The 11,698-nt window shown below is 63.1% G+C and carries 10 protein-coding genes; 8 read left to right on the top strand and 2 right to left on the bottom strand.

From position 1 onward, the window contains the following. Positions 1-5: 5 nt before the first annotated feature. Together dnaN and dnaA are read right to left on the bottom strand one after the other, a co-directional pair. Entirely contained in the window at positions 6-1,139 is a 1,134-nt protein-coding gene (dnaN, locus tag G448_RS0112340) for a DNA polymerase III subunit beta (RefSeq protein ID WP_026408233.1), read from the bottom strand. 452 nt (positions 1,140-1,591) lie between these two features. After that, positions 1,592-3,175, bottom strand: coding sequence for a chromosomal replication initiator protein DnaA (gene dnaA / locus G448_RS0112335; RefSeq protein WP_026408232.1), 1,584 nt, complete (start codon positions 3,173-3,175; stop codon positions 1,592-1,594). A gap of 429 nt (positions 3,176-3,604) precedes the next feature. On the opposite strand from dnaA, the gene rpmH reads away from it, so the two are divergent. From rpmH to G448_RS0112305, 8 genes are all read left to right on the top strand, one after another. Then, positions 3,605-3,742, top strand: a complete 138-nt coding sequence (gene rpmH / locus G448_RS17800) for a 50S ribosomal protein L34 (protein WP_084436739.1) — start codon at positions 3,605-3,607, stop codon at positions 3,740-3,742. 1 nt (position 3,743) lies between these two features. After that, entirely contained in the window at positions 3,744-4,130 is a 387-nt protein-coding gene (gene rnpA / locus G448_RS0112330) for a ribonuclease P protein component (protein WP_084436737.1), read from the top strand. Positions 4,131-4,147: 17 nt separating this feature from the next. Continuing rightward, on the top strand, positions 4,148-4,459 hold the full coding sequence (gene yidD / locus G448_RS17795; RefSeq protein ID WP_084436773.1) for a membrane protein insertion efficiency factor YidD: 312 nt from the start codon (positions 4,148-4,150) through the stop codon (positions 4,457-4,459). A gap of 82 nt (positions 4,460-4,541) precedes the next feature. Beyond that, positions 4,542-5,723: a membrane protein insertase YidC gene (gene yidC, locus G448_RS0112325; protein WP_026408230.1), complete on the top strand. Its 1,182-nt coding sequence runs from the start codon at positions 4,542-4,544 to the stop codon at positions 5,721-5,723. Positions 5,724-5,761: 38 nt separating this feature from the next. Further along, positions 5,762-6,352: a Jag family protein gene (locus G448_RS17790; protein ID WP_084436771.1), complete on the top strand. Its 591-nt coding sequence runs from the start codon at positions 5,762-5,764 to the stop codon at positions 6,350-6,352. Between the two features lie 2 nt (positions 6,353-6,354). Beyond that, positions 6,355-7,032 carry a 16S rRNA (guanine(527)-N(7))-methyltransferase RsmG gene (gene rsmG / locus G448_RS17785; RefSeq protein WP_084436735.1) on the top strand — a complete coding sequence of 226 codons (678 nt, stop codon included), beginning with the start codon at positions 6,355-6,357 and terminating at the stop codon, positions 7,030-7,032. Positions 7,033-7,226: 194 nt separating this feature from the next. Continuing rightward, positions 7,227-8,192 (top strand): ParA family protein, encoded by a 966-nt coding sequence (locus tag G448_RS0112310; RefSeq protein ID WP_026408227.1) that lies wholly within the window; start codon positions 7,227-7,229, stop codon positions 8,190-8,192. A 2-nt stretch (positions 8,193-8,194) separates the two neighbouring features. Continuing rightward, the gene (locus tag G448_RS0112305) at positions 8,195-9,565 is read left to right on the top strand and encodes a ParB/RepB/Spo0J family partition protein (protein WP_026408226.1); all 1,371 of its coding nucleotides are present in this window, start codon (positions 8,195-8,197) and stop codon (positions 9,563-9,565) included. Positions 9,566-11,698 lie beyond the last annotated feature (2,133 nt).

Genomic DNA, 11,698 nt, shown 5'->3' with positions numbered 1-11,698 from the left:
CCTGCTCAGGCGCCGAAGCGGATCGGCATGAGCAGGTAGCGGAAGGTCGTGTCCTCCTCTCCGCCGATGGCGCTCATGCCGGTCAGGACCGCGGGCTTGGACGGATGCGTGAAGTCGACCTTGACATAGGGCTGCGTGATCGCAGCGAGGCCGTCGAGCAGGTATCCCGGATTGAAGGCGGTGGCGATGTCCTCGCCCTCCAGATGGGCGACGAGCTGCTCGGAGGCCTGGGCGTCATCGCCCTGTCCGGCGTCCAGCGCGAGGTTGCCGTCGGTGAAGGCCATGTGGATCGGAGTGGATCGGTCGGCGACCAGACTGACTCGGCGCACCGCGCCCATGAGCTCCTCCCGGCCCACGGTCGCGTGGATCGTCGTGGTCTCCGGGAACAGGCGCAGCACCGGGGGGTAGTCGCCGTCGGTGAGCAGGCTCGTGGTGCGACGCCCGCCGGCCTCGAAGCCGATGAGGCTGGACGTGGCTGAGCCGGAGTCGGTCAGCGCCACCGTCACCTCGCCGGTCGATGCCAGTGACTTGGCGACGTCGGACAAGGTGCGGGCCTTGAGCAGGGCGTGCGTCGACAGGCCGGTGTCCTGGGGCGACCAGCTCATCTCACGAACCGCCAGGCGATAGCGATCCGTGGCCATGAGGGTCAGCGATTCGCCGTCGACCTCCATCTGCACGCTCGTCAGCAGGGGCAGGGTCTCGTCGCGGGAGGCCGCGATCGAGACCTGACCGACCGCCTGAGCCAAGTCATGAGCATCGACCGTGCCGGCCACCCCGGGCATGACCGGTAGAGCCGGGTAGTCGTCGGCCGCCATGGCGGCCAGGGAGAAATGCGCGGCGCCGCACGAGACGTTCACCTTCGCGCTCTCGACCTCCAGGTCCACGGGCTTGGACGGGAGGGCCTTGGCGATGTCCGCCAGCAGCCGTCCCGAGACGAGGACGACCCCCTCCTCCTCGACGTCGGCGGCGACCTCGCAGCGAGCCGATACCTCGTAGTCGAAGGACGCCAGGACCAGTGAGGCGCTCGTGGCCTCCAGGCGAACACCCGCCAGGACGGGGACGGGCGGACGGGCCGGCACTGAGCGAGCGGTCCAGGTGACGGCTTCGGCCAGGACGTCGCGGTCGACCCTCAGCTTCATGGGAGCGCCTCCTTGTGTGAGTGTGCGATTCCGTCTCCCGGTCAGGGGTAGGACTATCCAGGGGGAGTCTAGACGTAGGAGGGCGGGGCGCGTCCACATACCGGTATGCCGGTCGATGCGCATCGGGGCGGTGGGGGCCCTCGTACGGGCTGTGGGGGATCGATCATGTGATGGATGATCAGTAGGGGTATTAGGAGATGTGGATTCTGGGGATAAGTCTGTTGCGTCCCGGAAGCGCGCGGGCGGTGGATGTGGAACGACAAGAGAGTGGTTCGGTGGAGGCGACCAGCCACCGGTGGCTTCGCCTGCGCACCCTCCCACGAACCCACGGGTCGAGCCGCTGCTGTCCACACGACGGCCCCGGTTGTCCACCGAAGCGCGCAGGCCCATCCCCAGGGGCTGCCGGAGGTCCGGACGGAGGTCCGGGTGGAGCCATCGGCGTTCCTCGAGGGTCAGCGGGGGGCCTGCGCGGCCTGCTTGATGCGGGCGGTGATCTCCTGGACCTGGTTGTAGGTGTCCCGTCTCTCGGCCATCTGCGTGCTGATCTTGCGACTCGCGCTCATGACGGTCGTATGGTCCTTGCCGCCGAACTCCTTGCCGATCTTGGTCGTCGACATCTCGATGAGCTCGCGGCACAGGTACATGCCGATGTGTCGGGCGTGCACCATCGTCTGCGCCCGGTCCTTGGAGCGCAGGTCCTCGATGGTCAGGCCGAAGTAGTCGGCCGTCTGCGTCATGACCATGGCGGCGGTGATCTCGCCTCCACCGGAGTTGGCGATGATGTCCTTGAGCACCATCTCCGCCAGGGTCTGGTCGATGGGCTGGTCGGTCAGGGAGGCGAAGGCGGTGACGCGGATGAGCGCGCCCTCGAGCTCACGGATGTTGGTGGTGACCCGGCTAGCGATGTACTCCAGGACGGGGAGCGGGAGATCCACGCCTTCGGCGCCGGCCTTGTTGCGCAGGATCGCGGTGCGGGTCTCCAGGGTCGGGGGCTGGACATCGACGGTGAGTCCCGACTCGAAACGCGATAGCAGGCGCTTCTCGAAGCCCTTGAGGTCTTTGGGCGGCAGGTCGGAGGTGAGGACGACCTGCTTGTTGGCCATGTAGAGGGTGTTGAAGGTGTGGAAGAACTCCTCGAGGGTCTGCTCCTTGCCGCCCAGGAACTGGACGTCGTCCACCAGGAGGATGTCGACGTCGCGGTAGCGGCGTTTGAAGTCGTTCATCTTGCCCTCCGCGACGGACGCGATGAAATCCGAGACGAACTCCTCGGAGGAGACGTACTTGATGTTCATCGTCCGGTACAGGGACCGGGCGTGGTTGCCGATGGCGTGCAACAGGTGCGTCTTGCCCAGCCCCGAGCCGCCGTAGATGAACAGCGGGTTGTATCCGCCGCTGGTGCGGTCGGGGGCGGCGTTGCCGGGCTGCTCGGCGACCTTGAGCGCGGCCGCGAAGGCGAAGCGGTTGGAATCGCCCATGACGTAGTTGTCGAAGGTATAGCGGGGATTGAGGTGCGAGCTCCTGTCGAGGGCCTGAGGGTTCTCGGGGCGCGCGAAGGCGGCGGCCGGGTTGGTGACGTAGGACGGCGTCGTCGACTGGAGGGACTGCAGCGACTGGGGACCGGCGGTTTCGGGGGGCATGGGCGGCTCGGCGGCCGGACGGGCGCGAACGACGGGCTCAGGCGCATCGGCCTCGGCCAGCGCCGAGGACAGGTCGGGGGCCTGCGGAGGAAGATGCTGGGCCGGCGGCCGGGCGACGGCGATGGCCGGTGCGGGCGCTCCGGCGTCCAAGGACGTATCGACGATGACCTCGAACGGAACCTCGCTGCCCCAGACCCGTGTGAGAGCCCGGCTGATGATGGCGCGCGCCTCCTCGACCTTGCTCTTGGTGAAGGGCGAGCCAGCGACGAGCACGAGAGTGCCGTCGACGTCGATCACGCGCGTCATCCGGATGATGGAGAGCTTGCCGGTGCTCAGCTCGGTGGAGTCGGACAGGATCTCCAGGACTGACTGCCATTTCGTTGTTGCTTCGTCCGGCACGGCGTGCTCCTGGCGGGTGGGGGCGGTGGAGGTTCACATCATGGAGTTTTTCCACAGGGTTGTCCACACGTGTGTCTAATCCGTCTCCCACCCATGCCCGTCCTGGGCCACCCGGGTCACCCGGCGCGCAGCGCGGGCGCGCCCGCGCTGCGCGCCGAGCCGCCCGCGGAGTCCACAGGTGCCGGTATGAGCAAGTCAACAGGGTGTGGATCGGTGCGGGCCCGACGGGCGACGAGCCCGGTGGTGACGGCGTGTCGGGACTCTCATCGCAGAGGCCGCAGGATCGTTTGACCCTGCGGAAAAGGGGGCCGTATGGTTGCGATGACGTTCGTGCGGAGTCACGTCCCGGTCCTTGGGGCAGCCGGTGCGAGCGACCGTGTCGCGACCCCCGTGATGCACGGTTCCGATCATCCGACCAGGAGTACACCCGTGAGTAAGCGGACTTTTCAGCCGAATAACCGCCACCGTGCCAAGGTGCACGGTTTTCGCAAGCGTATGAGCACCCGCGCCGGCCGAGCCGTTCTCGCCTCGCGTCGTCGCAAGGGTCGCGCGCGTCTCGCTGCCTGAGGTGCTTCCGGCGGCGCATCGAATGCTGCGGAGCGAGGATTTCTTCGCCGCAGTGCGGTTCGGTGCGCGCAGTGGCAGCCGCAGGCTGGTCATTCATTACAGTGCCGGCGAGACCGGGGAGACGACTCCGGCTCTCGTCGGTGTCGTCGTCCCGAAGAAGCAGATCTCGCACGCCGCTCACCGCAACCGGATCAAGCGTCGTGTCCGCGCGCTCATGAGCGCGCGTGTCAGTGGTATCGAGCCGGGCGCTCGGGTTGTCGTTCGCGGCCTCGCCGGGGCCGACGGCGCCACGAGCGCCGAGCTCGGGGATGATCTCGACCGACTGCTCACCCGCAGTCGTGAGGCCGCTCGTCGCGATCGTGAAGAATTGGGGAGTGGTCGCGGGTGAGCAGGAGCGTGATCACCATGATCGGTGCGGTCAACGTGATCCATGATCATGCTGTGCGCGCCGTGATCTGTCCCGTGCGCTTCTACCAGACGAGTATCTCTCCGGCGTTGCCGCGCCGATGCCGCTACTATCCGACGTGCTCCGCCTACGCCGTTGAGGCAGTTCGCGTTCATGGGGTGCTCAAGGGCCTTCTACTGGCTATCTGGCGGCTCGTGCGGTGCAATCCTTTTGCCCTCGGCGGTGTCGATCACGTGCCCGATCCGGGTCGGTGGCGCTATGCCTATCCCCACGATATTCCCCGTTTCGAGGTCGATCGGTCCAGCGACTGATCGACGGCGGGAGCAGACCGGATGTCCCGGTCGGCGGGAGTCGAGCGATCGACGCTCGCCACGCCTTAAAGCAAGGAGTGCAATGGACACGATCCTGTGGCCCCTCAAGGTTGCCGTTGCCTGGGTCATGGTGTATATCCACAAGTTCCTCGTGCTCATCGGCATGGGTGATGGGCCGGGCGCCGCCTGGGTCCTGTCGATCATCGGCTTGACGATCTTCGTGCGTATTCTCATCATGCCGTTGTTCGTCAAGCAGATCCGGGCCAGCCGTGGCATGCAGCTCATGCAGCCCGAGCTCCAGGCGCTCCAGGCGAAGTACAAGGGGAAGAAGGATGCCGCTTCCAAGCAGCGCCAGCAGGAGGAGATGATGGCGCTGTACCGCAAGCATGGGACGAATCCCCTGTCCTCGTGCATGCCGATTCTCATCCAGATGCCGATCTTCTTCGCGCTCTTCCGAGTTCTGGCGAATCTTGAGGCTATTGCTGATCATGCCTATCAGGGACGCGATTCGATAGGTCCGCTCACCGCTGAACTGGCTAATCAGGTTCAGCACTCGACGGTGTTCGGGGCGAGTCTCTCCTCATCCTTCATGAATTCTTCGGATACGACCGTCAAGGTCGTCACGGTCATCATGATCATCGCTATGAGTGCGACTCAGTGGTACACGATGGCGCAACTGAGCATGAAGAATATGCCCGAGTCCTCCAAGAACTCGGACAATCCCATGATGCGCTCCCAGCGCATGATGATGACGATCATGCCCATTTTCTTCGCCTTCACCGGTGTGCAGTTCCAGATTGGTGTGCTGATCTACTGGGTGACGTCGAACCTGTGGACCATGGGGCAGCAGTTCTACACCATCAGTCGCATGCCGGCTCCCGGATCGGAGGCGGAGAAGAAGTTCCGCGCTCGTGAGAATGCCAGGCGTGCGCGTAAGGGCATGCCGTCCCTCGAGGAGGAGGAGCGAGCCAAGGCCGAGGCCGAAGGAACGGCTTCGACCGGCGGTCAACGCGTGCAACCGGTGCGCAAGAACCGCCAGAAGAAGAGTTCCGAACGTTCATCGTCGACTGCGGGGGAAGAGAGCGAGACTGCTGCCGATAAGGGCGACGATGATGTCGCGACGTCCGCTGGGGGTTCTTCGTCCCGTAGGCCTGGAGGGCTGACGGATGAGGAGATCGCACGACGTCGCTACGAGAAGCGTGCACGTGAGCGCAAGCGCGCGGCTGAGCGGCGCAAGGCTCAGAAGAAGAAGCGCCGGAATTGATCTGCAGTTCCGAGACCATTGAGAAGAACGGACTCACCATGAGCGAGAACACCGCCCCGTCCAATGCCGTCGCGCGTCTTGAGGAGGAGGGCGAGGTCGGCGCCGACTACCTCGAGGAACTTCTCGATATCGCCGATCTCGGCGGAGACATCGATATTGACATTGATCACGGTCGGGCGTCCATTGCGGTTGTCGCCTCGGAAGAGGGGGATGCGCGCGAGCTGGCCGATCTCGTCGGACGTGATGGAGAAGTGCTCGAAGCCGTTCAAGAACTGACTCGTCTGGCGGTGCAGACGCGTACCGGCAATCGGTCTCGTCTCATGCTCGACATCAATGGCTACCGTGCCGCACGTCGCGTCGAATTGACGAAGATCGCGCAGGAGGCCGTGAGACGTGTCCGGGCCGCCGGAGAGTCTGTGTCGTTGAGGCCCATGAACCCTTTCGAGCGCAAGGTGTGCCATGATGTGGTGGCCGCTGCGGGATTGGTCTCCGAGTCCGAGGGAGTCGAACCGCATCGTCATGTTGTGGTGATGCTTGCTGGAGAGGATGCCGAGGAGTCCGGCACGTCCGTCGCCGAGGAGGCGGGTTCGCCATCGGACGGCGGCTCTAACGCCTCTGAACGGAACTGAACGTGGTTCGGGATGTCGAGGGCGATGCCCGATCGGCGCAGGATGCAGACGGCTCGGTTGAGGTGGAACGACCCACCGACGAGGCCCGCGAGCTTTTCGGGATCGCCTTCGCGGGCGCGGAGCGTTTCGCCGAGATGCTCGCTGCCGAGGGCGAGTTGCGTGGGCTGGTCGGGCCACGGGAGTTGCCTCGACTGTGGACTCGGCATATTGTGAATTCCGCTGCCGTGGTCCCGTTCTTGCCGGCTCGTGGAACGGTGGCCGATGTTGGTTCAGGTGCGGGATTTCCAGGGATTGTGGTCGCACTTTTGCGGCCGGATCTAGAGGTTGTGCTTATCGAAATTATGGAAAGACGTATTGATTGGCTCGGCGACGTCGTTGACGAGCTCGACCTGGACAATGTCACCCTGCGAAGGGCTCGAGCCGAGGACGTCAAGGAGCGTTTCGATGTCGTTACTGCCCGTGCCGTTGCAAATCTGACCAAATTGGTGCGACTTACGGCGCCGCTTCTTCGCCAGGGAGGAAGTCTGCTGGCGCTCAAGGGTGCGAGGGCCGAGGCCGAGGCCGAAGCTGCGAGGCATGTCGTGAGGAAGGCCGGACTCAAGCCCGCGATCATTCATGAGGTCGTGACGCCGGGAGAGGAGCTCACCAAGGTCGTTCAGGTGCGTCGTCCCCGGCGTTGAGGCGCATCCCGGGTGTGGCGGTTTGTGCTTACGAGAGGCCACCGGTCCGGTACCACGACATGGGGGAACGACCTTCATACGTCTCATTGAGCATGATGCATACGGCGGGGCTGGTCGTCGACGTCGCCGGGCTCACGTAGACTGAAGTACCCGACCCGTGGAGGCGGTCGGGGACGTCGTCCGAGGAGAATGTTTTGTCGGGATCGTCTATCTTCGAGCAGCTGCGTGCCGACCATTCGGCGCTGGAGGAGTTCGCTGGAGTGCGCTTCCCGCATCCGGATCAGACCCGCATCATCGCCGTCGCCAATCAGAAGGGCGGGGTCGGTAAGACATCGACGACGGTCAATGTCGCGGCTGCACTCGCGGAGGCCGGGCTTCATGTGCTTGTCATCGATGCTGATTCTCAGGGCAATGCCTCGACGGCGCTCGGCGTGGCGCATGACGATGAGCAGGTCTCCATCTATGACGTGCTCGTTGACGGGACACGGATCGAGGAGGTGGTCGTGTCGACGCACTTCTCGGAGACTTTGCTGTGCATGCCGGCGACGATTGACGTGGCGGCGATCGAGATCGAGCTCATCAGCACATCAGAGCGCGAGTCTCGTTTGCATCATGCGCTGCAGGAGTACTTGAGGAGCCGGGAGGCCGCAGAGCTTCCCCGTTTGGACTATGTTCTCATCGACTGCCCGCCGAGTCTGGGCCTGATGACGATCAATGCCTTTGTCGCGGCCGGTGAGGTTCTTATTCCTATGCAGGCTGAGTATTACGCCCTGGAAGGCCTGGCTTTGCTCACGCGCTCGGTGGAGCGCATCGCCAGGATCCACAACCCGGCGTTGGCGGTGTCCATGATCGCGTTGACCATGTTCGACAGGCGCACGACTCTGGCTCGCGATGTCGAGGAGGAGGTTCGAACGTACTTCCCCCATGCAACGCTTCATACGCGCATCCCGCGATCGGTACGGGTAGCAGAGGCTCCATCTTTCGGTGCACCTGTGGTCTTCTGGGATCCGCGGTGCTCAGGTGCAGTGGCTTACAAGCAGTTGGCGCAGGAGATCGCCCAGCGCGGAGTGGCTGGCTGGGAGGACTCATTGGTGGTTCGCAGCGATGACGTGGATGACGTCGATGATACGGACGACGCAGACGACGCACAGGAGGCGTGACGATGGCGCAGAAGAGGCGTGGGCTTGGACGGGGACTTCAGGCGCTCATTCCTGAAACGCAGACGGAGACCCCGTCGGCGCGCCCGACGGACGTCTTCTTTCCCGAGTCGCAGGAGCCCTCCGAGAAGAACGTCGACTCGCTCGAGGGCAATGGCACGGGCAGGTCATTGCCGGACCAGGATGACAGCACACAACGTGGCTCGGACGACATCGCAGCGACATTGCTGGCGCCGTCGAAGCGGGCGAGAAGGTCGACGGCGAAGGGTTCTGCACGGCGACATGCGACGAGGCAGGACAGCTCGGAGTCTGGCGGCGGTGCGAAGAAGAAAGCGTCTTCGAGATCGACGCGTACTCGTGCCTCGGAGAGTGTTTCACGTGAAACACCATCGAGGAGGACGACTGAGGAATCCGGGACTCGCCGGAACGACGCTGCGGCCACCAGAACGGAGACGCCTTCCGACACCGAGGTGAAGGGAGCGGCAGAGACTGTGAAGTCTGACGACGCGGTTCCGAAGGTCGACGGTGCTGAGGAAGCGTCGCTCGTTCCGGTTCCGGGAGCAACCTTTGCGGACCTGCCTGTGGGCGTGATCGCCGCCAACCCGCACCAGCCTCGACAGGTCTTCGATGAGGAGGACATCACCGAGCTCGCCGCCTCGATCAAGGAGGTTGGCCTGCTGCAGCCGATTGTCGTGCGCCGGCGCGATCGTGAGGATGGCAGTGACGCCGACTATGAGCTGATCATGGGTGAGCGGCGCTTGCGGGCCGCCAAGGAGGCAGGACTCGAGACGATTCCTGCTGTTGTTCGTTATGCTGCGGATGACGAGTTGCTCAGGGACGCTCTTCTGGAGAACCTGCACCGCGTTCAGCTCAATCCACTGGAGGAGGCGGCTGCTTATCAGCAGCTGCTCGAAGACTTCAACTGCACGCATGCGGAGCTTTCTCAGCGGATCGCGCGTTCGCGGTCGCAGATCTCGAATACGCTGCGCTTGATGAAGCTGCCGCCTCTTGTGCAGCGCAGGCTCGCGGCGGGAGTGATGTCGGCCGGGCACGCTCGGGCACTTCTCGGTCTTCCCGATGCGGCTGCTATGGAGCGCATCGCTCAGCGCATCGTGGCGGAGGGACTGTCGGTCCGAGCAACGGAGGAGCTCGTGGCGTTGCATGATGAGCCCGACTCACGACGGTCCAAGCCACTCCGAAACCGGTCAGCTACCCTTCCGGCGTTGTCAACACGGCTTTCGGATGCATTTGACACACGGGTCAAGGTGACGAGGGGGGCCAAGAAGGGGCGGATCACGATCGAGTTCGCAGGTGATGACGATCTGGCACGTATCGTGACTGCTCTCGCTCCTGGAACTTCTTTGGAAGAGGACTGACATCTCGCGATTGACCGGCGCGACTGTTGGTGAGATTCGTGATGACTCCGCGCCACTGGGGTTCGTCATGTGCGCCCGAGGAATGAGGTTCGTCCGCTCATGCTGATGTATGCGTCTGGTGGACGTCTGAGACGCAAACAACCTGATGCCTGTCATCGGGCGGTCCTAGTGAAGGTTCGACTCTGGTGACGATGCTTGACGATGAGCAACCGGAGAGTGAGTTTCCGGTGGCGGATGCCGGTCTGTTGGTCTGCGTCGACGACGAATGGAGACGTTCCGCGATGAGACGCACGGCGAACTGCAACCGTACGGACGCATGGACAATGACGTCGCATGTCGAGCGCTGGTGATGGCGTGGGATGCGATGACGTGATGGAGAAGCTGTGTGGTCCGTAGAGGCACCGGCTCGTCCACTTCGCCCGGATCAGCGATCCGCACAGAGGGTGTTGGTTCATGTCGATGATGGAGGTCGTGGTTGTCTGACATGCGTGTGGACTGATCCTCCCATCACGGAATGCACTCGTTCGAGGTGAGCGTCTTACCGAGATTCGGTGCCTATGATGGCATCACGGACGTGGCCATCGGTTTCACGTGAAACACCATGCCGCTGCGCGCCAGGCGTGTTCACTGGATCCACTCCCAGGTACTTCTTCCATGCGAAAGCGGCTGGCCTGGGTGACTGGCTCCACGAGATGCGGCTGAGGGTTCGTCGTATGTGGTCCCAGGTGGGTGTGCCGCTGCGATGAGATCGTCTTCGAATCCTTCGGAGCGGTAGATCTTGTTGATGAGGAGAGCCAGCGGTGAGGCTTTCCGAGCGAACAGGGATTCTTGGCAGGATCTCACCTTCGTCTCAATGTGGGGATCGGTCGGGGCCAGGCTATGGGGCGAAGCCCATGCGCGGTGGTCGTTGCTAGATTCAGGTACGGGTTCCAGAGCCTGCGAGAGTAGAGGGAGTAGAGGCACGATATCCGTGACTGACTCGGCTGACCAGGCCAGAACGGTAGGGGCGGGGTGCAGGTGGCTGCATGTGACAGGACGCGGTGACCAGTCGCTCGTCGTCGGCGCGGATGTCTGCGGCGGGGTGAGACAGTGACCAGTTGGCTACTGGTGCTTTGGCGTGGGGGTGGGCACTTGCTTCATCGTGCCTGGCCACTCACAGTGAGAAACGCTCTTGTCCGACAATGCGCAGTGCAATGATGCTGCTGTTGTTCGCTGGTGCATCCCGGCAGGGTGGGTATCGCCATCAGGGTGATGATCTCGGTGTGGCGATGGGTGACGGGGGCGATGGGCGTCCGTAATCACGGTTGCAAAGCCTCGCACGGCTCGCCGGCGAGCCGTCAGCCGTGATCCGGGATGTGCTGATGAGGAGGTGGCGGGTCTGGTTCACCTTTCTCAGTTTCTCAGGCTCCCGGTGCGTGAAGAGACAGGGACATTGCGCACCGGTTCTGCGATGCTCTGCTTCTTCCGGTCCAGTGGTCTTGCCGATACTGCATTGAGGAAGGTGGGGAACATGGAGAGGGGCAACGTGGGAGCAATCCTGCGCCGTGCTGCGGGCGACTGCTTCGAGCGGAGGCATCCGAGTTTGTTTCGCTCGCTTCTGGCCCATCCCGACAGGATGAATCCGCGTCGATCAGAGATGTGCACTGGTGAATGACGTTGTTGCGGTTTCAGGGTTCTACGAACGTTGGATCAGAGGATCTTCGCATGGTCGATCCGATTTCCTTTAGGAATCAACTTGTTGACTCATGGAACAGGAAAGGTCGTTTCGGCACTACCACGATCTCACAGTACTGAAGTGATGTCGTTACGGCACTCGTGTGTCGCATTCGTTCCTGAGCCGGTCTACGCTTTACATGTGTTGTATGTGAGCATCCAGGTCAAAGGGGGAAGTGCTTCGAATGGCGAATGAGTAGGTGGTTGACGGGCTCACGAGTCCTGCGCAGGTGGCGAAAACAGTTCTCCCTCATTGACCGCAACTGACGAAGTGCATGAGTCTCGTCGTCGAGTCCTTCGGGGTGTCATGACATCATCTTTTCGGCATCGGTCTGCTTGAACCTGGTTGACATAGGCACTCTTGTCCATGAATTACGTATTCATGACCGTCCTGAGTCGTTGTTTCACGTGAAACATCAG

This window comes from Actinomyces gerencseriae DSM 6844 (genome assembly GCF_000429265.1).
In the GTDB taxonomy this organism is placed as follows: domain Bacteria; phylum Actinomycetota; class Actinomycetes; order Actinomycetales; family Actinomycetaceae; genus Actinomyces; species Actinomyces gerencseriae.
This window is presented reverse-complemented; position numbering and strand designations above follow the sequence as displayed.

Excerpts from the sequence above, each read along its gene's own strand:
- dnaN (WP_026408233.1), bottom strand. The coding sequence starts at position 1,139 with ATGAAGCTGAGGGTCGACCGCGACGTCCTGGCCGAAGCCGTCACCTGG.
- yidD (WP_084436773.1), top strand. The coding sequence starts at position 4,148 with ATGATCGGTGCGGTCAACGTGATCCATGATCATGCTGTGCGCGCCGTG.
- yidC (WP_026408230.1), top strand. The coding sequence starts at position 4,542 with ATGGACACGATCCTGTGGCCCCTCAAGGTTGCCGTTGCCTGGGTCATG.
- G448_RS17790 (WP_084436771.1), top strand. The coding sequence starts at position 5,762 with ATGAGCGAGAACACCGCCCCGTCCAATGCCGTCGCGCGTCTTGAGGAG.
- G448_RS0112305 (WP_026408226.1), top strand. The coding sequence starts at position 8,195 with ATGGCGCAGAAGAGGCGTGGGCTTGGACGGGGACTTCAGGCGCTCATT.